Source organism: Aeromonas sp. FDAARGOS 1414 (assembly GCF_019047065.1).
Classification (GTDB): Bacteria; Pseudomonadota; Gammaproteobacteria; order Enterobacterales; family Aeromonadaceae; genus Aeromonas; species Aeromonas veronii_A.
Genome location: NZ_CP077210.1, coordinates 2,752,978 through 2,776,916, shown reverse-complemented (window position 1 = coordinate 2,776,916; position 23,939 = coordinate 2,752,978). Strand labels below are relative to the sequence as shown.

General features: G+C 60.1%; 21 protein-coding genes. 5 read left to right on the top strand and 16 right to left on the bottom strand.

Annotated elements, in window-relative coordinates:
• Positions 1-207 precede the first annotated feature (207 nt).
• Complete coding sequence (gene sppA, locus I6L44_RS12340; RefSeq protein WP_216951978.1) at positions 208-2,052, bottom strand: signal peptide peptidase SppA; 1,845 nt, start codon at positions 2,050-2,052, stop codon at positions 208-210.
• 208 nt (positions 2,053-2,260) lie between these two features.
• Between sppA and I6L44_RS12335 the strand changes: the two genes are divergently transcribed.
• Positions 2,261-4,288: an NADPH-dependent 2,4-dienoyl-CoA reductase gene (locus tag I6L44_RS12335; RefSeq protein WP_216951977.1), complete on the top strand. Its 2,028-nt coding sequence runs from the start codon at positions 2,261-2,263 to the stop codon at positions 4,286-4,288.
• A gap of 114 nt (positions 4,289-4,402) precedes the next feature.
• The gene (locus I6L44_RS12330) at positions 4,403-4,951 is read left to right on the top strand and encodes an NAD(P)H nitroreductase (protein ID WP_005338924.1); all 549 of its coding nucleotides are present in this window, start codon (positions 4,403-4,405) and stop codon (positions 4,949-4,951) included.
• Positions 4,952-5,331: 380 nt separating this feature from the next.
• Here the strand turns inward: I6L44_RS12330 and I6L44_RS12325 are convergent, their stop codons facing one another.
• The 3 genes from I6L44_RS12325 to I6L44_RS12315 all read right to left on the bottom strand — a co-directional run bounded on the left by I6L44_RS12325 (position 5,332) and on the right by I6L44_RS12315 (position 8,482).
• Complete coding sequence (locus tag I6L44_RS12325; protein ID WP_216951976.1) at positions 5,332-5,886, bottom strand: sugar O-acetyltransferase; 555 nt, start codon at positions 5,884-5,886, stop codon at positions 5,332-5,334.
• A gap of 163 nt (positions 5,887-6,049) precedes the next feature.
• Positions 6,050-6,928, bottom strand: coding sequence for a 50S ribosomal protein L11 methyltransferase (prmA, locus tag I6L44_RS12320; RefSeq protein ID WP_005338919.1), 879 nt, complete (start codon positions 6,926-6,928; stop codon positions 6,050-6,052).
• Positions 6,929-7,465: 537 nt separating this feature from the next.
• Positions 7,466-8,482 (bottom strand): zinc-binding alcohol dehydrogenase family protein, encoded by a 1,017-nt coding sequence (locus I6L44_RS12315; RefSeq protein ID WP_216951975.1) that lies wholly within the window; start codon positions 8,480-8,482, stop codon positions 7,466-7,468.
• Positions 8,483-8,582: 100 nt separating this feature from the next.
• Between I6L44_RS12315 and I6L44_RS12310 the strand changes: the two genes are divergently transcribed.
• Positions 8,583-9,455 carry a LysR family transcriptional regulator gene (locus I6L44_RS12310; protein WP_216951974.1) on the top strand — a complete coding sequence of 291 codons (873 nt, stop codon included), beginning with the start codon at positions 8,583-8,585 and terminating at the stop codon, positions 9,453-9,455.
• Position 9,456: 1 nt separating this feature from the next.
• On the opposite strand, the gene I6L44_RS12305 is transcribed toward I6L44_RS12310, so the two are convergent.
• The 7 genes from I6L44_RS12305 to acs form a co-directional block, all read right to left on the bottom strand.
• A complete protein-coding gene (locus I6L44_RS12305) occupies positions 9,457-10,884 on the bottom strand; it encodes a PTS transporter subunit EIIC (RefSeq protein ID WP_042080616.1) in 1,428 nt (475 codons plus the stop codon).
• Positions 10,885-10,973: 89 nt separating this feature from the next.
• Positions 10,974-12,431, bottom strand: coding sequence for a sodium/pantothenate symporter (gene panF / locus I6L44_RS12300; RefSeq protein ID WP_216951973.1), 1,458 nt, complete (start codon positions 12,429-12,431; stop codon positions 10,974-10,976).
• On the bottom strand, positions 12,421-12,684 hold the full coding sequence (locus I6L44_RS12295) for a DUF997 family protein (RefSeq protein WP_254204220.1): 264 nt from the start codon (positions 12,682-12,684) through the stop codon (positions 12,421-12,423). The genes panF and I6L44_RS12295 overlap by 11 nt, the downstream gene beginning before the upstream one ends.
• Before the next feature lie 207 nt (positions 12,685-12,891).
• Positions 12,892-14,232, bottom strand: a complete 1,341-nt coding sequence (gene accC, locus I6L44_RS12290; protein ID WP_216951972.1) for an acetyl-CoA carboxylase biotin carboxylase subunit — start codon at positions 14,230-14,232, stop codon at positions 12,892-12,894.
• 15 nt (positions 14,233-14,247) lie between these two features.
• Entirely contained in the window at positions 14,248-14,703 is a 456-nt protein-coding gene (gene accB / locus I6L44_RS12285; RefSeq protein ID WP_216951971.1) for an acetyl-CoA carboxylase biotin carboxyl carrier protein, read from the bottom strand.
• 36 nt (positions 14,704-14,739) lie between these two features.
• Positions 14,740-15,189 (bottom strand): type II 3-dehydroquinate dehydratase, encoded by a 450-nt coding sequence (gene aroQ, locus I6L44_RS12280; RefSeq protein WP_139743401.1) that lies wholly within the window; start codon positions 15,187-15,189, stop codon positions 14,740-14,742.
• 286 nt (positions 15,190-15,475) lie between these two features.
• Positions 15,476-17,422 carry an acetate--CoA ligase gene (acs, locus tag I6L44_RS12275; protein ID WP_216951970.1) on the bottom strand — a complete coding sequence of 649 codons (1,947 nt, stop codon included), beginning with the start codon at positions 17,420-17,422 and terminating at the stop codon, positions 15,476-15,478.
• A gap of 169 nt (positions 17,423-17,591) precedes the next feature.
• Here acs and I6L44_RS12270 point away from each other — a divergent pair, with 169 nt between their 5' ends.
• Positions 17,592-17,870 carry a hypothetical protein gene (locus I6L44_RS12270; RefSeq protein ID WP_216951969.1) on the top strand — a complete coding sequence of 93 codons (279 nt, stop codon included), beginning with the start codon at positions 17,592-17,594 and terminating at the stop codon, positions 17,868-17,870.
• A gap of 277 nt (positions 17,871-18,147) precedes the next feature.
• On the top strand, positions 18,148-18,381 hold the full coding sequence (locus tag I6L44_RS12265; RefSeq protein ID WP_216951968.1) for a hypothetical protein: 234 nt from the start codon (positions 18,148-18,150) through the stop codon (positions 18,379-18,381).
• Here I6L44_RS12265 and I6L44_RS20620 read toward each other — a convergent pair.
• The 5 genes from I6L44_RS20620 to torA form a co-directional block, all read right to left on the bottom strand.
• Positions 18,371-18,994, bottom strand: a complete 624-nt coding sequence (locus I6L44_RS20620) for a MipA/OmpV family protein (RefSeq protein ID WP_216951967.1) — start codon at positions 18,992-18,994, stop codon at positions 18,371-18,373. The two genes, I6L44_RS12265 and I6L44_RS20620, sit on opposite strands and share 11 nt — an antisense overlap.
• Complete coding sequence (locus tag I6L44_RS12255; RefSeq protein ID WP_216951966.1) at positions 18,984-20,123, bottom strand: hypothetical protein; 1,140 nt, start codon at positions 20,121-20,123, stop codon at positions 18,984-18,986. The genes I6L44_RS20620 and I6L44_RS12255 overlap by 11 nt, the downstream gene beginning before the upstream one ends.
• A gap of 170 nt (positions 20,124-20,293) precedes the next feature.
• Entirely contained in the window at positions 20,294-20,662 is a 369-nt protein-coding gene (locus I6L44_RS12250) for a hypothetical protein (protein ID WP_216951965.1), read from the bottom strand.
• A gap of 7 nt (positions 20,663-20,669) precedes the next feature.
• Positions 20,670-21,338 carry a molecular chaperone TorD gene (gene torD / locus I6L44_RS12245; RefSeq protein ID WP_216951964.1) on the bottom strand — a complete coding sequence of 223 codons (669 nt, stop codon included), beginning with the start codon at positions 21,336-21,338 and terminating at the stop codon, positions 20,670-20,672.
• A gap of 99 nt (positions 21,339-21,437) precedes the next feature.
• Positions 21,438-23,930 carry a trimethylamine-N-oxide reductase TorA gene (torA, locus tag I6L44_RS12240; protein ID WP_216951963.1) on the bottom strand — a complete coding sequence of 831 codons (2,493 nt, stop codon included), beginning with the start codon at positions 23,928-23,930 and terminating at the stop codon, positions 21,438-21,440.
• Positions 23,931-23,939 lie beyond the last annotated feature (9 nt).

Here is a 23,939-nt window from a genome sequence, read left to right as displayed (position 1 = left end):
GGCGGTGCTCTTGGGGGCTGAAAGAGTCAAGGGGGTCATCTCGACGTCAAGCGGCTGGAGGCTTTGCGCAAGGCGCAGTCCGTGCATTGACCATGTCGATATGAGGTCAACCCCTTGGCTTGGGCCCAGGGGCTCTCATCACGCTGAACGGCGACCATTATGGTCGCCGTTTTTCTGGGCTCGAGTCAGCGTTTTACCTAGGCAGAATCACTGCACGCAGACCGGGCAGAAGGCGTAGGTGCCTTGCGGATCGTTGAAGCGGGTGAGCGGGTCGAGACTGCGGTTCACTTCCACCAATGCCTTGCCAAATCCAGCCGGTAGCCAGCTTTGCAACTGGGGGGCCAGCACGCGGGCACTGCTGTCAAACAGCTGGCGCAGGAACTTGTCCTTGGTGGACTCCTCCTGCTCGATGGGGGTGACCTGCCACTCCTTGAGGTTGGCCAGTTCGGCGGCGGCCTTGATGGCGTTATCCAGATTGCCGAACTCGTCCACCAGACCCAGGGCCTTGGCATCCTCACCAGTCCAGACACGACCTTCGGCCGCTTTTTCGGCCTCTTCCGGGCTCAGACCACGGCCCTTGCTGACCAGACCGATGAAGCGCTGGTAGGTATCTTCCACGCTCAGCTGGATTGCCTGACCGACGTGATCCGGCAGGGCGCGGGTCGGGCCTACGCCGACGTAATCTGTGGTGCCGACCCCGTCGGTATGCACCCCGAACTGGGCCAACGCCTTGTCGATGGTGGCAAACATGCCGAACACCCCGATGGAACCGGTGAGGGTGGTCGGGGAGGCGAAGATCTTGTCCGCATCGGCGGAGATCCAGTAGCCACCGGAGGCGGCATAGCTGCCCATGGAGACCACTACCGGTTTGCCTGCCTGTTTCAGGGCCAGCAGCTCGGCGCGGATCTGCTCGGCGGCGAAGGCGCTGCCGCCTGGGCTGTCGACCCGCAGGACCACGGCTTTGACCTTGTCATCGCGGCGGGCATCGGCCAGCAGGTCGGAGAGGCTGTCGCCGCCGATGGTTCCGGCAGGCTGGACGCCATCCATGATGGCGCCGCTGGCGACCACCAGACCCACCTCATCCTTGCCGCTCTGGGGATATTGTTCCGGAATGGCAGCCAGATACTCTTTCAGGCCGACCCCTTTCCAGCCGTGGTCGTCCGCTTCACCCACCTCTTTAATGACCGCCTGGGTCATCTCGTCGCGGGTGGCCAGCTGATCCACCAGACCGTTGTCGAGGGCGTAGTTGGCGGCATTGCCACCGGCCTTGCGCAGCAGCTCGAGGAAGCGATCCTTGCTCGGTGCGACCGCATCGGGTTCGATCTCCCGCTGCTCGGCTACGTCAGCCACATAGGATTGCCACAGCTGATCCAGCCAGCGCTGGTTCGCTTCTTTGCTCTCGGGAGACATCTCGTCGCGGGTATAGGGCTCGACGAAGGATTTGTAGGTACCGACCTTGAATACATGCGGGGTGATGTTGAGCTTCTCCAGCGCCGACTTGAAGTAGGTCTGGTAGACCCCAAGCCCCTCGATCACCACGGCGCCGCTCTGGTTGAGCAGCACGTGATCGGCGTGGGCCGCCAGCAGGTATTGCCCCTGAGTGTAGAAGTCAGCCATGGCGATCACCGGTTTGCCGCTCTCCCGGAAGGAGTCGATGGCGCTCGCCACCTCCTGCAGTTTGGTGAAGTTGGCACCCTGCAGCCCTTGCGGCTTGATCACCAGCGCCTTGATGCGTTCGTCATCCTTGGCACTCTTGATGGCCCACAGCAGGTCGGAGAGAACGATCTCGCTCGGCTGCTCGTCGCTGCTGTCCATCTGGCGCAGCAGTTGTACGGTGGGATCTGTCTGGGAGCGTTGCTCCACCAGCACGCCGTTGAGATTGAGGGTCAGCGCCCCTTCGATGGGCGCCTTGGGCGCCTCTTTCTGGCTGACGCTGAAGACGATGACCAGCACTACGATGAGAAACAGCAGATTGACCAGCATCAGCCGGGTGAAATTGAGCAGGCGCCACAGGCTGCGGAACAACCAACCCAGACCTTTGAAAATAGACATAGTCGCGTTATCGCCCTGTTAATGGGTAGAGAAGAGCCATTATTAACCAGTTGCGGGCGAAATTGCCATTTCCGACTGGCGGATCCCGCCTATCTTCGTTCAGGGCACGGCTGTTCGCTGAAAAATTGTCCAAACATTTGTTTGAAAAAGAATTTTCGATTCTTTACTCTAGCCTCAGTTTGATAACAAAAAATTAACTGGAGGCATCGTGAGCCGCTATCCGACCCTGCTGACCCCGCTCGACCTTGGTTTTACCCAGCTGCGCAACCGCGTGTTGATGGGCTCCATGCATACCGGCCTCGAAGAGGAGAAGGGCGGTTTTGACAAGCTGGCCGCCTTTTACGCCGAGCGCGCCCGTGGTGGCGTTGGCCTTATCGTCACCGGCGGTATCGCCCCCAATCTGCGCGGGCGGCTGGTGCCTCACGGTTCCCAGCTGAGCTTTCCCTGGCAGGTGAGCAAGCACAAGAAGGTGACCAACGCCGTGCATCAGGAGGGGGGCAAGATTGCGCTGCAGATCCTCCATGCCGGTCGTTACGCCTATCATCCGTTTAGTCTGGCGCCGAGTGCCCTCAAAGCCCCCATCTCCCCATTCAAACCGCGCGCCATGAGCGAGCGGCAGATCTGCGGCACTATTCGCGACTTCGCGGCTACAGCAGCGTTGGCCAAGGCGGCCGGTTATGACGGCGTCGAGGTGATGGGCTCGGAAGGCTATCTCATCAACCAGTTCATCTGCGAGCGCACCAACAAACGGACCGATGGCTGGGGCGGCAGCAGCGAAAACCGGATGCGCTTTCCGGTGGAGATTGTCCGCGCCATCCGCGAGCGGGTCGGCACCGACTTCATCATTATCTTCCGCCTCTCCATGCTGGATCTGGTGGAGCAGGGCTCGACCCTGGAAGAGGTGATTGCGCTCGGCAAGGCGCTGGAAGCGGTGGGGGTGACCCTCATCAACACCGGCATCGGTTGGCATGAGGCGCGCATTCCCACCATTGCCACCAGTGTGCCGCGCGGCGCCTTCAGCTGGGTGACTGCCGAGCTGAAAAAACACCTCAAGGTGCCCCTCATTACCACCAACCGTATCAACACCCCGGAGGTGGCCGAACGCATTCTGGCGGGGGGCGAGGCGGACATGGTCTCCATGGCGCGCCCCTTCCTGGCGGATCCCGAATTTGTCATCAAGGCGGCCGAGAACCGGGCGGATGAGATCAACACCTGCATCGCCTGCAACCAGGCCTGCCTTGACCATGTGTTCAAGCAGAAGCGCGCCTCCTGTCTGGTCAATCCTCGAGCCTGTTTCGAGACCGAACTGACCTTTGGCCGCGTGCCCCAGCCCAAGAAGCTGGCGGTGGTGGGGGCTGGCCCCGCCGGGCTGGCCTTTGCTTGCTACGCTGCCGAGCGCGGTCATCAGGTGAGCCTGTTCGATCAGGCCAGCGAAATCGGCGGCCAGTTCAACTTCGCCAAGCAGATCCCGGGCAAGGAGGAGTTTCACGAAACCCTGCGCTATTTTGCCAAACGGCTGGAGAAGTGCGGCGTCGAGCTCTATCTCGGCCAGCGCCAGAGTGCCGAGAGCCTGCTCGGCGGCGGTTTTGACGAGGTGATCCTCGCTACCGGTATTCGTCCGCGCACCCCCAATATTCCGGGCATCGAACATCCCAAGGTGATGAGTTATCTCGATGTATTGCGGGATCACAAACCGGTCGGCCAGAAGGTGGCGGTGATCGGTGCCGGCGGCATCGGCTTCGATGTAGCCGAGTATCTGGTCGAGAAGAAGGTGGAGATGGATGCCGATGGGCACCGTGATCACTGGCTCAAGGAGTGGGGCATCGACAAACAGCTTGGCGAGCGCGGTGGCCTCACGGCTCCTGAAATCGACGCCCCCGAGCGCCAGATCTGGCTGCTCCAGCGCAAGGAGAGCAAGGTGGGTGACGGACTTGGCAAGACCACCGGCTGGATCCACCGTACCGTGCTCAAGAACCGCAAGGTGCAGATGCTCTCCGGGGTGCAATATCTGGGGATCGATGACGAGGGCTTGCACATTCAGGTGGGCGAGACCAAGCAGTGTCTGCCGGTGGATCAGGTTATCGTCTGCGCCGGGCAGGAGCCCCTTAAAGAACTGCAGGCGGGTTTGCAGGCAGCAGGCAAGCCGGTGCACATCATCGGTGGTGCCGACGTGGCAGCCGAGCTGGATGCCAAGCGAGCGATCAGACAGGGCGCCGAACTGGCTGCGGTCATCTAGCCAACCGTGCCCTCTTGTCCTTTATAGTGCGATAAACCCCTGAGCCTCAGGGGTTTTCTTCATTCGGTGCTGTGCTAAGGTAGCGCCATCATTGCCCCAGAGAAGGAATTGCCCATGGATGCCCTCACCCTGTTGCTCAATCGCCACTCCTGTGGCCGTCTCGCCGATCCCGCCCCGAGCGGTGAGGTGCTCGACAATATCCTCAAGGCGGGCCTGCGCGCGCCGGATCACGGCACCCTGACCCCCTGGCAGTTCATTCTGTTTGAAGGGGAGGGGCGTGAGCGGCTGGGCAAGCTGCTAGCCGAGGCGGCCCGTGCCCGTGGCGAAGATGAAGAGAGCATCAAGAAGTGCAGCGAAGCGCCACTGCGGGCGCCCTTGGTCGTCGCCGTGGCAACCCGTTATCAGGATCACCCCAAGGTGCCGAAACTGGAGCAGGAGCTCTCTGCCGGTTGTGCCTTGATGGCGATGCAGATGGCGGCACAGGCGCAGGGTTTCAACGGCATCTGGCGCTCCGGCTGGTTTATCTTTGATGAGCAGATCAACAAGGGACTGGGACTGGCGGCAGAGGATCAGCTGGTGGGTTTCCTCTATCTCGGCACCCCCATGCTGGAAGCACGCAAACTGCGCGAGCTGCCGCTCGATGAGTTTGTCCGCCGTTTCTGACTTTTCGGCCACGTTGCGGTTGAGAGAAGCAAAGCCTCGAGAAATCGGGGCTTTTCTGTTTAACCGTGAATAGTAACCAGAGAAATTGGGGAAAATAAATGGGTCAAAGAGGCTTCGCGCGCCATAGCAGGTAATTATTTAAATAGTGCGATGTACCTCGCAATCCTGTTGTATTTCACTATGTAAAACGTTTGCGCATTCGCTAATATCTCCCTGCCAGTTTAGAAGGGCACTCCTTCTAATTTTTCTGCGATGAGAGTCGCAATTCCGTAGCACCTTTTAACAGCCCAACGTCTTCGTGACATTGGGCTTTATTTTTATGGGGTGTAGGGGCTGTTGTGAACTGATGGCGGCATCAAGATGCAGCCCGGTTGGCAGCCTTATGACCTGTTTTTGGCTGGCAGGATCCGGGCCGGGTTGCCGACTACCCGAGCACCGGCCGGTACATCTCTGGTGACTACGGCGCCCGCGCCGACGATCGCCTCCCGCCCTATGGTTACGCCGGGCAGCAAGATGGCACCGCCCCCAATCCAGACCTTGTCTTCAATGGTGACCGGCAGCGCCGTCTCTGTTCCCTGAATTCGTTCGTCGGCCTCCAGTGCATGGGCCGCTGTATAGATCTGCACGTTTGGCCCAATCATCACATGGGCGCCGATGCGAATGGGGGCATTGTCCAGCAGGGTCGCTCCCATATTGATGTAGGAGTCCTTGCCCAGGTGGATGTGGCGGCCATAGGTGCAGTAGAGGGGCGGGCAGATGAAGGCGTTCTCTGCCAGTTCGCCAATCAGCTCCGCCAGTAGTGCCCGCTGCTCTGCCTCCTCTTCCGCCTGATTGAAACGGCGATAGCGCCGTGCCGCCTCCCGGCGCAACTGGACCAACTCGGGTGCCATGCAGTTGTAAGGTTGGCTGCTGATCATCTTCTGGTATTCGCTCATGGCAGGGCCTCAATGATGTGGAAGAACGATGTTAATCCCTCATTGGCCAGAGAAGCGTGAACCGTCCCCCAGAGTGGGAAAGGGGGAGAAACAACAAGAGCACCCGTGGGGGCTCTTGTTTGATAAAGATGCTGATTTTCCGCCTTGAGAGCGGGAGCTATGTTTAGCCGTGTTTGCGGCCAGAGAGGCGGCACCACTCCTCCTTGACGGCGGTCGGGTCCATCTCGAACCACTGGCCGTAGATAGTTTCCAGTTCCGGGGCCTGGCTCTCCAGCACGCCGGAGAGGGCCATCAGGCTGCCCGCTTTGCCGTGACCGGCGATAAGTGGAGCCAGTTCGCGCAGCGGGCCGGCCAGGATGTTGGCGACCACCACGTCCGCTTCGACATCTTGCGGCTGGTCGGCTGGTAGATAGAGCTCAATCTGGTCGGCGACGCCGTTGCGCGCGGCGTTGTCGCGGCTTGCCTGAATCGCCTGCGGGTCGATGTCGATGCCGATGACGCGGGCGGCACCCAGTTTCAGGGCGGCGATGCCGAGAATGCCGGAGCCACAGCCAAAATCGACCACAGTTTTACCGGTCAGATCCAGCCCGTCCAGCCACTGCAGGCAAAGTGCCGTGGTGGGGTGGGTACCGGTACCGAAGGCCAGGCCCGGATCCAGCATCACGTTAACTGCATCGGGGTTCGGCACATCGCGCCAGCTCGGGCAGATCCAGAGGCGCTCGCCAAACTGCATGGGGTGGAAGTGATCCATCCACTCGCGCACCCAGTCCTTGTCTTCCAGCTGCTCGACCTTGTAGCCGACATTTTCGCCGAAGATCTGCTGGAAAAAGGCGATGGTGGGAGCCGGGTCGGTTTCGGCATCGAACAGCCCCATCACTTCGGTCTCGCCCCAGAGCGGGGTTTCACCGGGCATAGGTTCGTAGACGGGCACATCCTTGGCATCCATAAAGGTCACCGCCTGGGCTCCACGCCCCAGCAGCATGTTGCTCACCTTGTCTGCGGTCTTGGCAGTGGCGTTGATTCGAATTTGTATCCAGGGCATGGCGTCGACTCTTCATAAATGTGAAACCGCGAGATTCTACCATCATGGGGCAGTGCTGTCGTGGTTTGCCCATGACGTGGAGGGATTCGGGGGCTTTTGCCGGATTGGCACGGTTCCTGTATTGCTCTATGCAGGCGAAGACGACCGGTTTTCGCTGAACGCTTTGCTCAAGTTCCGTCATCTTTCACTGCCACCCTCGGGTGGCATTTTTTTATCTGCACTTGTTTGCCTGGTAAACAGTCTGCCAGACAAAAAAAGAGCAAGGTCGGCACCTTGCTCAAGGACGGGCTGACGCCGTTTTGGCGCATTCATGCTGCTGTTGGCACGCCAGATGCAAAGACTTATATGTCCTGCATAAGGATATGTGTGTGATTGTTACCCCAATGTTCAGGTATTCAGGCCATTTCTCGCGAAATGGCCTCTTTTTTGGCTGATTGTCGGACGTTGGCCTACCACAGGCAGTCATGAGTGCCGCTGGTTGTGCCCGTTTGGGGCATCTCCTTGGTGAACTTATCCCATCATGGTGCGTTGGAGGGCTTAGTTGGCAAAGTCGCTCATGTCGATCACCAGCTTGCCAACCATGCGGCCCGCTTCCACCTCGGCATGGGCCTGAGCCAGCGTGATCGGGGTCAGCGACGGGATGGTTCTGGTCAGGGTGGTCTGCAATACCCCTTCATCGACCAGTGCCGCCACCCGGCCGAGCAGGCGGTGCTGTTCGATCATGTCCGGCGTCTGGAACAGGGAGCGGGTGAACATGAACTCCTGGCTGAAGGTGACGCTCTTGCTCTTGAGCAGGGAGAGATCCCACGGCTCGCTCGATTCGGCGATGGTGCAGATATGGCCGAACGGACGGATCAGCCCGGCCATGGTGGCCCAGTGCTCGGCGGTGGCGTTGGTGCAGAAGATGGCATCGACCTGAGTGATGCCAAGGGCGGTCAGCTCCTCCTGCAACTTGTGGTGGTTCACGACCTGATGGGCGCCCATTTCGAGGCACCATTCGCGGCTCTCGGGGCGGGAGGCGGTAGCAATCACCTCCATAACGGTGAGCTGGCGAGCCAGCTGGATGGCGATGGAGCCCACGCCACCGGCGCCGCCGATGATCAGCAGTTTGCCACGGCTTTCGCGGGTAAGAGCGAAGCGCTCGAACAGGGTCTCCCAGGCGGTGATGGCGGTGAGTGGCAGGGCGGCGGCCTCCACATTGCTCAAGCTGGTGGGGGCGATCGCGGCGATGCGCTCATCCACCAGTTGCAGGGCGCTGTTGCTGCCCGGGCGGCTGATATCGCCGGCATACCAGACCCGGTCGCCCGCCTTGAACAGGGTGACTTCGCTGCCAGTGGCGACCACTTCCCCCACCGCATCCCAACCCAGTACCCGGGGTGAGCTTTCAATTTTTGCCTTGGGCGAGCGCACCTTGGTATCCACCGGATTGACGGAGGTGGCGGTGACCCGCACCAGCAGATCCCGCGGGCCCGGAACCGGATCGGGCAGGTTGGCTGCGATAAAGCAGTCGGGGTGGTCGCTTGGCAGATAGTGAGTCAGGGCAATGGCTTTCATGGTATTTCCTTTCAAATCGCTGTGTTCGGGATTGCCACTCACTCTAGTCTGGTTGATTATCAAGATTAAGATGGGTAATCGGTAAAGACTGTTTGAATATATGAACAATGTCGATCTGGAGTTGATGGGGCTGTTTGCCACCGTGGTGGAGCAGGGAAGCTTTACCCGAGCCGCCGAGCTGCTCGGTATGCCCAAGTCGTCGGTGAGCCAGAAGATCTCGCGGCTCGAATCCCAGCTCGGGGTGCGGCTGTTGCAGCGTACCACTCGCAGGTTGAGCCTGACCCCGCAGGGGGAGCTCTATGTGGAGCACTGTCAGGGGCTGCTGGCACTGGCCCGCAGTGCCAATCTGGCGATGGCACGGCTGCGCTCGGCCCCGGCGGGGCGGGTGCGGATCACTGCCCCCGAGGCGACCGGCACCCTGCTGCTTGGCCGGATCCTGGCCGAGTTTCGTGCGCTTTACCCCGAGGTGGTACTGGAGCTGACCCTGAGCGATGAGCAGCTTGATCTGGTGGGCGAGGGTTACGATCTGGCGCTGCGGGCGGCGCCGCTGAAAGACTCCAGCCTGATCTGCCGGCGTATCGGTCAGGTGCCGCGCCATCTGGTTGCGGCCCCAGCCTATCTGGCGGCCCACGGCATGCCGCAACAGTTGAGCGAGCTGGGCCGCTATGCCTGTCTGGTGCACTCGGCCATGCCGGTGTGGCCATTGCTGGAGGGGGGCTGGCGGCCGCAGGGGGCCTGTGTCAGCAACAGCTTGCTGGCGCTGCGGGAGATGGCGCTTCATGACGGGGGGATTGCCCTGTTGCCCCACCATGTCTGTGAAGGGGATTTGGCGGCGGGGCGGCTGCAGAAGGTGTTGCCGGATCAGCCCATTCCGGCCAACCCGTTTTACCTTATCTATCCGAGTCGGGAGCATCTGGCTCCCGCCCTGCGCACCCTGATGGATTTCGTGGCCGAGCGGTTGCCGTTCGCCTGAGTTACCAGCTGCTCTGGCTGGCCGACTCCTGATTGGGTTTGAGGCCGAGGGGGACCGACTGGCGCTCCGCCAGCATGCGGATCTGCCCTTCAATCAGGCTGGCGCTGGGGCCCAGCACCAGCACCAGCTGGTGGTCGTTGAGCTGGATCCAGGAGAGGCAGCCCAGACCCAGCAGGCGAGATTCATCCACCAGTGAAATATCGCGCACCCGCAGGCTGAGGCGGGTGATACAGACACTCATCGCCACCAGATTGTCCATCCCGCCCAGCACCTTGAGGTACTGGATCGCCAGCATCTGCGGGTCTGAGGGGGCAACGCTGGCAAGGCGCGGATGCTCCACCGCGATGGGCTTGCTCGGCATGCTGAGGGGGGCGCGCTCCAGCAGTTGGTAAAAGAGCAGGGTGTAGGCGACGAAAAACAGGATACCGACCGGAATGAGCCAGAAGCTGTGCTCCCCAGCCTGATAGCTCAGCACCAGATCCAGCAGACCGGCGGAGAAGTAACTGCCCACCTTGATCCCCAGCCCGCTACAGACAGCGAGCGATAGCCCGGTCAGCAGGGCGTGGGCGAGAAACAGCCAGGGGGCGGTAAAGGCGAACAGAAATTCGATAGGCTCTGTGATACCCACCAGTGCCGAGGTGAGCGCCAGGGTGAGTAGCAGCCCGCCCTGTGGCAGCCGCTGCATCCGCTGGCGGTGCAGCCAGATGGCAAAACAGGCGCCCGGTAGTCCGAACATGATGATGGGGTAGAGACCGGCCACATACCCTTCATGAAGGGGTTGGGCGGTGGCCAGCGCCTGCAGGTTGCTCTCGCCAAGGCCGATGACGCTGCCCAATACCTGATGCAGCCCGAGCGGGATCAGCAGCCGGTTGAGGGTGCCGTAGCAGAAGGCGCCAAACGGCGTGGTGAGCAGCTCGGAGGTGAGCAGGGTCAGCCCGCGCTCCAGTGGCGGCCACAGCAGCGAGAGGGGGATGGCGATCAGCAGGCAGGCCAAGGCCGACACCAGCAGGCTGGGAAACTCCCCCCTGGCGATCTGCAGCCAGCGGGGCAGGGTTTGCTGGTGAACCCAGGGATAGATAATGGCGGTGGTGAGTCCCGCCAGCAGGCCGCAGATCATGTCTGCGTGCAGGTTGGGGGCCAGAGTATTGAAAGCTGTGCTGAGCAGCAGGAAGTTGACCGCACCCGCCAGCGTCTGTCCGCCCAGCTCCTGCCGACTCAGGCCAAAGGCGATCGCCACCGCATAGATAAGCGGCATCTGGCTGAAGATCGCCTGACCGGTGAGGGAGAGCACCGCCAAATCGAGCACGTCGGGTTGGCCAAGCCGGTAGATCAGCGCCGCCATCGGCAGGATGGAGACGGGCAGCAGCAGGGCATAACCGAGCCGCTGCAGGGCTTGAGTAACGACTTGTCGAGTGGCTTTAACGGGCATACAGCGGCTACGTTCTGTGACTTGGCGCACAGTTTAACCGGAAAACACCTATTTGGGGATAGTTTTGGAACCCCTAATTTATATTTTTATTATTTCTGCCCGAAAAGCTCGCGCACTTCCCGCGAGGGCGGTGCCGTCAGCAGGCTCACCGTGATAAAGACCACCAGCGCCAGCGTGAGGCTTGGCACGATGGCGTGCAGACCAGCCAGCTTGATCCCCCACTGACTCAGTACCCCATAGCTGACGATGCCGCTGACCATACTGGCCAGCGCGCCCGGGCCGTTGGCCCGCGACCAGTAGAGGCCGAGCACCAGTGGCCAGAGGAACACCGCCTGCAGACCGCCAAAGGCGAGCAGGTTGAGCCAGATGATCATCTCGGGCGGTTGCAGCGCCGCCAGCAGCACCAGGGTGCCCAAGATCAGGGTGCAGAGCAGGGAGAGGCGGGGGATGCGCACCTCCAGCTTCTCCTGCTTTGGATTGAGATAGTTGAGGTAGAGATCTTTCACCAGAGTGGCGGAAGCCTGGATCAGCTGGGAGTCGATGGTGGACATGATGGCCGCCATCGGTGCCGCCAGAAAGACCCCGGCCAGCCAGGGGGGCAGCACTTCCATCATCAGGGAGGGCATGATCTTGTCCGGGCTGTCCATGCCGGGCAGGATGGCGCGGCCAAGGGCGCCCGCCAGATGCATGCCAAACATCAGCAGGGCGCTGACCACTGTGCCGATCAGGATGCCGCGGTGAAGCGCCTTGCTGTCGCGATAGCCAAAGCAGCGCAGCGCCGAGTGGGGCAGCCCCACCACCCCGACACAGACCAGGATCCAGAAGCTCAACATAAAGGGCTGGGTCAGCATGTCGCCGGCCCCTTGCGGGCTCACCAGCTTGGGATCGATCTCCTTGAGCTGGTGGATAAGGTTTGGCAAGCCGTCACCGGCGACCAGAATCCCCGCCAGCAGGGCGCCGGTGCCGATCAGCATGATGATCCCTTGAAGGGCATCGGTCATCACCACGGCGCGAAAACCGCCGATGATGGTGTAGAGCAGCACGCAGCTGGCAAACAGCATCAGCCCCTGCTGGTAGGAGAGGCCGGTGGCGGTCTCCAGCAGGCGGGCGCCGCCGATGAATTGCACCACCATGGTCGCGATAAAGGCGAGGATGATAGTAACGGAGCCGAGGATCACCACCGCCTTGCTCTGGTACCGGGCCCACAGCATGTCGTTGATGGTCACCGCATTGACCCGGCGGGCGATGATGGCGAACTTCTTGCCAAGCACCCCCAGAGTGAGCCAGACGGTGGGCAGCTGGATCATCGCCAGCAACACCCAGCCCAGACCGATCTTGTAGGCCGCGCCCGGCCCGCCGATGAAAGAGGAGGCCGAGGTGTAGGTGGCCACTAGCGTCATCGCCAGCACCAGCCCGCCCATGCTGCGGTTGCCGATGAAGTACTCCTGGACGAAGTTGCCTTCAGCTCTATGACGGCTGGCCCAGAAACCCACCCCCAGCACCAGCACCAGATAGATGAAGAGCGGCAGCATCAGCTCAAGATTCATGGGATGACTCCTTGCCGGAAGGGGCTGGGGTATCGAGGGGGATATCCACAAACAGTCGATCCACCATCAGGGCACATAGTGCGATGAACAGCAGTGGCATCGCCACGCAACTGAGCAGGAACCAAAGGGGAATGTCCCAGCATTCGATCTCTTCCGGGATCAGATAAGCCGTGCCATACCAGGCAAGAAAATAGAGTAGGGTCAGCAGCAGGCAGAAAGCTGCTTCCCGGCGGGCGAGAGCAAAACGGTTCACCTTGGCCTCCGACAATTTTGAGGGGCGCAAGGATAACAAAAAAGGGCCATGTCGCCATGGCCCTTTTTCAGCAGAGGCTCCTTGCGGAGCAGACTTCCACCGGAAGTCCGGTCTCTATCAGAGATCCTTACAGACCCAACTTCTTGTGCAGATAGTGGGCGTTGGTACTGCCACCGTGCAATATCATCGGGTCTCTATCAGCGATCCTTACAGACCCAACTTCTTGTGCAGGTAGTGGATATTGGTGCCACCGTGCTGGAAGTTTTCGTCTTTCATGATCTCTTTTTGCAGCGGTACGTTGGTCTTGATCCCTTCCACTACCAGCTCGTCCAGCGCATGGCGCATGCGGGCGATGGCAATGTCACGATTCTCGCCGTAGCAGATCAGCTTGCCGATCATCGAATCATAGTGGGGCGGTACCTTGTAACCGGCATAGATGTGGGAGTCCCAACGCACGCCCAGACCACCCGGCGCGTGGAAGCGCTGCACCAGACCCGGAGAGGGCATGAAGGTGGCCGGATCTTCCGCGTTGATCCGGCACTCGATGGCATGACCACGGATGCGGATATCCTGCTGGGTGATCGACAGGGGCTGACCGGCGGCGATGCGCAGCTGCTCCTTGATCAGATCGATACCGGTGACCATCTCGGTGACCGGATGCTCAACCTGGATACGGGTGTTCATTTCGATGAAATAGAACTCGCCGTTCTCGTACAGGAACTCGAAAGTACCCGCACCGCGGTAGCCGATCTCGATACAGGCGCGCACACAGCGCTCGCCGATGAACTTGCGCATTTCGGCGGTGATGCCGGGTGCCGGCGCCTCTTCCACCACTTTCTGGTGGCGACGCTGCATGGAGCAGTCACGCTCGCCCAGATAGAGGGCGTTGCCCTGGCCGTCTGCCAACACCTGAATTTCGATGTGGCGCGGGTTTTCCAGGTACTTCTCCATGTAGACCATGTCGTTCTTGAAGAACTGGCCTGCTTCGGATTTGGTTAGGGCAATGGCGGAGGCTAGCTCGGCCTCGCTGCGTACCACGCGCATGCCACGACCACCGCCGCCACCGGCAGCCTTGATGATCACCGGATAGCCGATGCGCTTGGCAATAGCGGCATTGCGCTTGGTGTCGTTGTCCACCGGACCGTCAGAGCCCGGTACACACGGTACGCCTGCCTTCTTCATCGCTTCGATGGCGGAGACTTTGTCACCCATCAGGCGGATGGTCTCGGCGCGCGGGCCGATGAAGATGAAGCCGGATTTTTCGACCACTTCGGCAAAATCGGCGTTCTCGGAAAGGAAGCCGTAACCCGGGTGGATGGCCACGGCACCGGTCACCTCGGCGGCGGCGATGATGGCCGGAACGTTGAGGTAGGAGTCGGTACTGGCTGGTTTGCCGATACAGATGGATTCGTCGGCCAGCAGCACATGTTTGAGCTCCCGGTCGGCGGTGGAGTGAACGGCCACTGTCTTGATCCCGAGCTCTTTGCAGGCGCGCAGGATCCGCAGGGCAATTTCACCGCGGTTGGCGATGACTACTTTGTCCAACATGGGTGGCGATTTCCCTTATTCGATGATGAACAGCGGCTCGTCAAATTCGACGGCCTGACCATTTTCAACCAGGATCGCTTTGATCACACCGGCCTTGTCAGACTCGATTTGGTTCATCATTTTCATGGCTTCGACGATGCACAGGGTATCGCCGACATTGACTTGCTGACCCACTTCCACGAACGGCTTGGCTTCCGGGCTGGAGGAGCGGTAGAAGGAGCCAACCATGGGAGAGCGCATCAGGTGACCGCTCGGTGCGGCATCTGCGGCCGGCGCAGCGGCAACCGGGGCGGCGGCTGGAGCGGCAACCGGAGCGGCTGCTTGCTGCATGATCATCTGCGGTGCGGCAGTGACCTGGCCTGCGAAGTTGCGGCTGATGCGAACGGACTCTTCACCTTCGGAGATCTCCAGTTCGGCGATGCCGGACTCTTCAACCAGTTCAATCAGCTTCTTGATTTTGCGGATATCCATTAGCATTCTCTTTCTTCTTTATCTGATCAGTGATTATCAAGCCGCGTGCAGATGGCGCACGGCCGCGGTTAAAGCGAATTGATAGCCATCGGCCCCCAGACCACAAATGACCCCTTTGGCGACATCAGACAGATAGGAGTGATGACGAAACGGCTCCCTGGCATGAACGTTTGACAGGTGAACCTCGATAAAGGGGATGGCGACACCCAGCAGCGCATCGCGGATGGCGACGCTGGTGTGGGTGAAGGCGGCCGGATTGATGATGATGAAATCCACCTGACCCATGGCCTGATGGATGCGGCTGACCAACTCATGTTCGGCGTTGGATTGCAGATGTTCCAGAGTGACACCGAGTTCGCTGGCGTTGAGCTTCAGATCGGCGACGATCTCATCGAGCGTCTTGCTGCCGTAGATACCCGGTTCCCGCTTGCCCAGCAGATTCAGGTTTGGACCGTTGAGCAGGAGAATTCGGCGATGTTGCGACATATTGAGTGCATCCTCGATGATCATGCTGCTATCTGTCAGCTATCTTGTGGACTACCTGAAATCTAGCCATTTTCTGCGCAAATCGGTGTGCCCTGGCACACAGATTTCGCAATTATATTGATTTCGTGAAAATTAGCAGCATTTTACTGGTCTAATCTCTACATCTGCCTATTTATTGATCTCTCTCGCTCCTGGATCGAGGTTCCGGTAACACAGGCTGTTTGCACCGTCCCGAAAACAACAAAGCCGGCACAAGGCCGGCTTTGTAAGTGAGTTGGCAGAGGGATCAGGCTGCTTCCGACTTCTCGCGGATCAGCTTGTCCACTACCCCCGGATCCGCCAGGGTGGAGATATCCCCCAGACTGTCGGTCTCGCCGGTGGCGATTTTGCGCAGAATTCGCCGCATGATCTTGCCGGAACGGGTTTTCGGCAGTCCCTCGGCCCAGTGAATCACATCTGGCGTGGCAATGGCGCCGATCTCCTTGCGAACCCACTCCTTCACCTCTTTATGCAGCTCGCGGCTCGGCTCTTCGCCGGCAATCAGGGTGACGTAGGCATAGATACCCTGACCCTTGATCTCGTGCGGCACTCCTACCACCGCCGCTTCGGCGATCTTGGGATGGGCAACCAGCGCCGATTCGATTTCGGCGGTACCCATGCGATGGCCGGAGACGTTCAGTACATCATCCACCCGTCCGGTGATCCAGTAGTAGCCATCCTCGTCGCGACGGGCACCGTCGCCGGTGAAGTAGCGGCCCGGGAAGGTGGAGAAGTAGGTCTGCTCAAAGCGCTCGTGATCGCCGAATACGGTGCGCATCTGACCCGGCCAGGAGTCGGTGATCACCAGATTGCCCTCGGTGGCCCCCTCCAGCGGCTCGCCCATGTTGTCGACCAGCGCCGGTTGCACCCCGAAGAAGGGACGAGTCGCCGAGCCCGGTTTCAGGTCGGTGACGCCGGGCAGCGGCGTAATCAGGATGCCGCCGGTCTCGGTCTGCCACCAGGTATCGACAATGGGGCAGCGTTCGTCGCCGATGGTGCGGTAGTACCACTCCCAGGCTTCCGGGTTGATGGGTTCACCCACCGAGCCCATGATGCGCAGGCTCTGGCGCGAGGTGCCGGTGACCGCTTCGTTGCCCTTGGCCATCAGGGCGCGGATGGCAGTAGGGGCGGTATAGAGAATGGTGACCTGGTGCTTGTCCACCACCTGACTCATGCGGTTGGTGGCCGGGTAGTTGGGCACCCCTTCGAACATGATGGTAGTGGCGCCGTTGGCAAGCGGCCCGTAGACCAGATAGGAGTGACCAGTGACCCAGCCCACATCGGCGGTACACCAGTAGATGTCCTCTTCGTGGTAGTCGAACACATATTTGAAGGTGAGGGTGGCATAGACCAGATAGCCGCCGGTGGTGTGCAGCACCCCCTTGGGTTTGCCGGTGGAGCCGGAGGTATAGAGGATAAAGAGCGGATCTTCGGCGTTCATCGCCTCGGGCGGGCAGTCGCTGCTGACGGCGGCGGTTGCTTCATGCCACCAGATGTCGCGGTGGTTGTGCCAGGCGACATTGCCGCCGGTGCGCTTGAGCACGATCACCTTGTTGACCTGGGTATCCGGGTTGGTGAGCGCTTCATCCACATTCTTCTTGAGTGGCACCGGACGGCCGCCACGCAGTCCCTCGTCGGCGGTGATGACGATGCGCGAGCCCGAGTCGATGATGCGGCCGGCCAGCGCTTCCGGCGAGAAGCCGCCGAAGACGATGCTGTGTACCGCGCCGATGCGGGTACAGGCCAGCATGGCGATGGCGGCTTCGGGCACCATGGGCATATAAAGGCAGACCACGTCGCCGCGGTGAACCCCTTGTGCTTTCAAGACGTTGGCAAACTTGCACACTTCGGCGTGCAATTCGCGATAAGTGAGTTTGCGATCTTCGGCAGGGTTGTCCCCTTCCCAGATGATGGCGACCTTGTCGCCACGCTCTGCCAAGTGGCGATCGAGGCAGTTGGCGGAGACGTTGAGCTGGCCATCCTCAAACCATTTGATGGAGACATGGCCCGGATCGTAGGAGGTGTTTTTTACCTTGGTGTAGGGCTTTATCCAGTCGAGGATTTTGCCCTGTTCACCCCAGAAGGTATCGGGATCCTCGACGGAGGCCTGGTACATGGCGGCGTAGTCGCCCTTGTCGAGCAGGGCGCTGTTGCTGATATGGGGTTTGACCGGATAGACCTTGCTCTCGCTCATCACTCACTCCTTTGAATACATACTTTTAATAATTAAGTAACAACTTATACCTTTGGCTGATGGGGGCAATTAGACTTTTGGATAGACAGCAACATTTGGTTACAGGGTAATGGGTGACACTCAGGTGGTGAGTGAGTAAAAAGGAGGACTTTGATGGATGGAGGTAGTTATGTTCTCTCTATTGCTCTGTGCATCCCTCTGGCAGTTTGATGTGCCTGTACTGGCAGACAAGCCCCCCAAAGAGTTTGCGATTACGCATCAGGAGCCGTCACAGACCGTGCGGGATCGGGTTGCCGATCAGCTTGGCAACGCATGGCAGGCAAAAAAACCGGGGGCCAAATTTTCCCTCAGTGAGCCTGGATCCCGTTACTCTGGCGACTCACCGCTCACACGCATGCTCAATGAGCGGGATGATGGTGGTGTTCCCACCCTGACGTTTGGCAGATAGTCATATCTATCGCCAGGGGATTTTCCCCTGCGGCACCAATGACATCATCATCCTTTGATGAACGCAGTCGACCTGACGTTGCGTACCAATAGATAATCCCTTTTTCCCCTGTTAAGGGCTTCTGGGCACAGATGTTCAGCCTGAGTTGCAAGCCCTTGCTACCGTGGTCCTTTTGACATCCCGAGAGAGCGTTATGTCGCTAACAGGGGATGTTTATCATGCGCGATCAGAGCGTTAGTGCTTGAGCTGTGCGGCTTGCTGGCAAAGAGGGCTGACGATGATTGACTCTGTTGTAATGGAATTTGGCAACATGGTTGGCATGTTGCCATTTGGTCAGGAAACCTGGAGTGCGCAGCAACAGGATATCCCCCTGATTGCAGGAAGCAGTTGCATTGTAGAGCCTAATGATGCGATGGGTTTGACTGTCTGTGCGTTTTCATTTGGCTGGACCCAAGATAGGTGGGCGCTGGTAAACGTGGAAGTTGCCTGTGGTGTGAGTGTTACCAGCTGAAGCGATAGCTCAGGGTCAGGTTCACGACGGGTTGCCAATCGCGATCCTTGATGAGCCACTGCTTGGCACCCGCTTCTGCGTCGAGTTGCCACTTTTGCCAAGCCCAACTGTGCTCCAGGGTTAGCCCCCAGTCTCGCCAACCTTCATGAGCATCATAAGCGGCCATGTGTGCCTGACTGCCCCGGGTCAGCCAGAGGTTGAGGGAGAGCCCGGCCGGCAGCGGCAGGCTGTGCTCCATGTACCAGAGCTGGCCATAACGGCCAGTGAGGTCGACGAGCTGGGACAACGTCAATTGATGGTCATCATCCAGCTGCCATCCCAGGCGCCACATAGCACTGAAACGGGTACTATCAACCACTGGCATGGATCCGACTCCCAAGGCGATAAAACTCTTTTCATAGAGAGGTAGTGCCAGCCCGGCACTGCTTCCGTTAGTGAAAAGGAGCCCAACCTGGGTCTCCCGTTCATAACCCCACCAGAGTTGGCTGTGCTGGGTTGCGTTACTACTGGCCTGGTTACTGTCCAGTTGCCAGCTGCTGCCGAGTAACAACTCCTTTGCTTGCAATGGTAGCGTTACCAGTATTAGCAGCGACAGCCAATACTTATTTGCCATATAGCCGCGCCCAGTCCCGATCCTGATGCATTCCCATCAGATGACAGATGATGCCGGAGCGCTGGAAAGCATAAATCAGCAGTACGCTGGCGGTGCAGAGCAACATGATAAGGCCAAAACTGTTGGGCAGTATGGTGCCCTGACGGGCGGTCCACCACAGTAGCAAGGGGCCCCACAGGTGCACGAAGATGCTCTTGTGGAAGATGAAGACGGTCAGCGAGTACATGCCGATCCAGTTGAGTGGTCGCCAGCAGAGACGGATATTGTGTTGGTGTAGCCAGAGCACGGTACCGATCACCAGAAACTCCATACCCCAGATCCCGGCTCGGCCGATCATGTCCAGCGCCAGTTCGTGTTCGTTGGCGTAGATGTCGTTGAGCTCGACCGTGCTTGTCTCGCCGAACATGAGATAGATGGCCAGCGCCACCAGCGACAGCGTCAGTACCAGACGGTTGAGGCGATCTCGCCATTGTGGGCGCTGATGCCAGCACCAGCCATAGAGAAAGCCGAAACAGCCACTGGCCATGAAGAGGTCGAGACGGGCATCCAGCTCATAGTCGGGGTGAACGTGCAGCTTCATCCAGCTGTCGATATGGCCGAGCAGATCCTGTACGCCGAGTTGATCCAGTAGCAGGCTTAGAAGGGTCAGCAGGAGCATGCCGCGGATGCCGAACCAGGCATACACCATGGAGAAGAGCGCCAGCAGGCACATCCAGAGCATGACCGGGTAGAACGAGATGGCCTCGCCGAAGTTGGGGGCGATGACCAACCCTTCGACATAGAGCATCAGTATGATGCTGGCAAACAGGGCCAGCTTGCTGCCCAGCTGCGGCTTGAAGCTGGCCTGATCGCGGCGGCTCAGGTTGAATGCGGCCAAGGCCAGGTAGATCTGGCTGACCCAGGGGATTAACCAGGCTGATGCGTGTGCTGTCAGCTGATCCATGGGGAGCAGGTGTCCCGCCATTGCCTTGTGTGATACATAGAAGCTGTCCCACAAGGCATGTTCCCGATTGAAGAAATCGATGTACCAGTAGTTGAGGTAACCGGTGTAGTGCTCGAAGACGGCCATGAAGATGACAAGCCCGCGCAACAGATCGAGGCCTGTGATGCGCGCATCCTGTGGAGGCATACGATTGCTCCTGTGTAGTGTGGCGAAAGGAGCGGCACTATATAGGCTTTTTTAAAACTGAACGGGAGCTGAATGTAAGCAAATATTACGGGGAGCTGTACCGATGTGCTTGTAATGACTGGGAAGTGCCTGACCTGGCTGTCATGATTTGCAATATTGTTGGCTATTTTTTAGCCTTTCTCTCGGCCAAATGCCTGAATACCGCGCACCAGTACCAGCCAGCCGAGCAGATGGAAGGGGAGGGCGAGCAGATAGAGCAGCAGGAAGTGCGACTCGCTGCCACTGCTGTTGATGAAGTCGATCCAGGCGGCCAGCAGCGCCAGCATGCCGGCAATCTGGAAGCGGCGGCGCAACACCACCTCGACGCCGAGATTGGCAAGGTAGAGGGTGAGCAGGATGCCAGCAAATCCGGTGAGCTGGGCGGTGCCGTAGAGCTCGCGATCCGGGTTGAACAGCAGCGCAATCAGGGGAGTAATGCCCTGATCCAGCGGGATCAGGGCCAGCAGCCAGCATGCAATCAGAAGCAGGGCTGTCTTCATCGCGGACTCAGTCGGCGGACGGTGCCGGTTTGACCAGAGAGAGGTAGTTGGCATCCATCTTGAGGAAGACCCCCAGCAGACGGGCACTGGCGCCGTAGAAGCCAAACCGGTCGGCGGCGCGACAGGCGCTTTCGAACTTGTCGAACCAGCCCAGCAGATGGCTGTGCAGCAGCGCTTCCTGCTCGTCGAGCCAGCGTTCCCGCTCGGCCGCGCTCTTGGCTTCCGCCGCACGGATGATGAGATTGCCCATCAGATCCAGCTCGATGGCCAGATGATCCGCGGGCTCTTTGTATTTGTCGCTGACATTGATACCAAGGCGATCGAGGCGGGCCTGCATCTCGGCCATCGGTGCCTGCATCAGCAACTTGGCTTCGCCGCGGTAGAGCGATTCGTAGGCCAGGGCGCCCTGTTTGGGGTCCACCAGAAACAGCCCGGCGAAGTCGGCGGCGAGTTCCAGTTGGCGATCCGGGCGCACCAGCAGGCGGGCGATGGCATCGTTGAGCTCGGCCACGGCTTCGCGCATCGGATCCAGGGTGGAGAGGCTTTTCAGGAAGCTTCGCACATCATAGGTGTCATATTCGGCGATCTGCTCATCACTGAGTTCGGCGGCGAACAGGGTGGAGAACCACCAGTAGAGTTCGGCCCGGCGTTCGCTGGTAGCCATAAATTCCTGCATTTTTCCTCCGTGGATGGCAATCGGGAGCCTTGATGGCTCCCGATTCTAACGACTTTAAAAATAAAGGAAACTCAAGGGGGCGCTTTCGTCCCCCCGGGGTCAGAGTGCCGGGAACATGGGGTCGATGCCTTTGGCCGATTCCGGCGCGCCGAAGGCAGTGATGGCGGGTGCCTGCCCGCGGAACTTCTCGATCTCCACCAGCGCGGTATGGGCCGTGGTGGCCTGCGCCAGGCTGGAGGAGCCGATGTCGGCGGTCAGCACGTTGGGATCGCCGTAGGTACAGAGAGTGCCCACCTTGCCACCCTCTTGCGGACCATACCAGGCTCCTTCCTGAATGCGCACCACGCCGGGAGCGTAATCATCGCTCACCACCAGTCCAGCCAATACCTGACCGCGACCGTTGAACACCCGCACCAGATCGCCGTCCTTGAGGCCGCGGGATTTGGCATCTTGCGGATTCATATAGACAGGCTCGCGACCCTGCACCGTGTAGGTGGCGCGGTAGTTGTCGGAGGAGCAGAGCTGGCTGTGCAGTCGCTTGTCCGGGTGGCAGGATTGCAGGTGCAGCGGGTACTGTTTGCTGCCCGGCCCGCCATGTGAGCGCTCGTAGGGCTCGATCCAGACCGGGTGGCCCGGGCAATCCCCATAGCCGTAGTCGGCAATGGTCTTGGAGTAGATCTCGATAAGGCCAGACGGGGTACCGAGGGGTTCCAGATCCGGTTCCTGACGGAACGACTCGTGGCGCACCCAGGGCTGGCCCGCCGGGAAGGTGATGAAACCTTCGCCGTGCCAGAACTGGCTGAAACGGGGCAGACGGATGCCGATGCCGCGACCCTGCAGGCGGGCGTCGTCATAGATGCTCTGGATCCACTCCAGCTTGCTCTTGCCACCGGTAAACTCGGCCTCGCGACCGAAGCGACGGCAGAGGTCGGCGAAGATATCGTAGTCATCGCGCGCCTCGAACAGCGGCTCCACCACCTTGTACATGGCCAGAATACCCGCGTTGGAGTGGGAGCCCCACTGCTCGATGTCATCCCGCTCATAGGTGGTGGTGGCGGGCAGCACGATATCGGCGAAGCGGCAGCTGGCGGTCCACTGGTGATCGATGCTGACCACGGTTTCCAGCTTGCGCCAGGCCGCGACCATCTTGTTGCGATCCTGCTGGTGGTGGAAGGGGTTGTTGCCGCAGAACACCGCCATCTTCATGTGGGGGTAGGTGATGGTCTGGCCGTTGAAGGCGATCTGCTTGCCCGGATTGAGGATGCAGTCGACGAAGCGGGCCACCGGAATGTACTTGGAGTAGCCCTTCCAGTCGCCGTCATGGAGTGGCTTGACCCCGGGGATGACCGAGCTGAAACCGGACATGATGGGGCCGCTGGAGGTGATGGTGCCCGCCCCGTTGTAGTGCCAGCCAAAGCCGTAACCGCCCCCCGGCAGGCCGATCTGGCCAATCATCGAGGCCAGAACCACCAGCATCCAGGCGTACTGCTCGCCGTGGTGCATGCGTTGCACGCACCAGCCGCCGATAAGCTGGGTGCGGCCGCTGCTCATGGTGCGGGCCAGCTCGCGGATGGTCTCGGCTGGTACGCCACAGATGGCGGCGGCCCACTCGGCGTCCTTCACCTGACCATCGCTGGTGCCCAGCAGGTAGGGCAGGAACTTGTCAAAGCCGGTGGTGTAGTTCTTCAGGAACGCCTCGTCATGGCGCTTCTCGCTGTAGAGGGTGTGGGCGATGCCCAGCATCAGCGGTACGTCGGTCTGCGGATTCAGGGTCACCTGATCGCAATTGAGGTACTTCTGGGTCTTGGATTTGACCGGGTCGACACTGATCACCCGGATCTCGCCTTTGGCCACCTTCTCTTTCAGCTGTGCCCAGTAGTCGTAGACGCTGTGATCCGGCACCAGCCAGCCCACCTGCAGGTTCTTGATGGGATCGGAGCCCCAGATAACGATGGTTTTGCTGTGCTCCAGCACCAGCGGCCAGGAGGTCTGCTGTTCATACACCTCCATGGCGCCCGCCACGTGGGGCAGGATCACTTGGGCGGCACCGGTGGAGTAGTCACCGGCCTTGGCCAGATAGGTGCCGTGCAGGTTCATGGCGCGCCCCAGCATGGCACCTGCGGAGTGCAGCTTGCCCACCGACTGCCAGCCGGAGTGGCCGGCATAGAGGGCGCTCGGGCCATAGGTCTTCTGCACCCGCTCCAGCTCGTGATAGAAGAAGTCCAGCGCCTGGGACCAGGTGACCCGCACGAAGCGGTTTTGGCCGCGTTCGCTTGTGTTGGACTGGTGGCCCTTGCGCAGCCAGTCCAGCCGCACCATGGGGTAGCGGATGCGGGAGGGGTTGTAGACCACTTCACTCAAGGCTTTGAGCATGTCGGTGGGGTGCTTGTCGTGCTCGAACGGCAGGGTCTCGACCCAGCGCCCATCGACCACCCGGGCACGGAAGGCGCCCCAGTGGGAGCCGGACTGCACCAGCTTGTCGCCAGACTCAGCGGCCATCACGGCACGACCGAGCAGGGAGGGGCCGATCAGGGCAGAGGCACCGCTGGCCAGCAAGCCACCCAGAAAACCACGACGGGAAATATTGATCATCTTGTTATT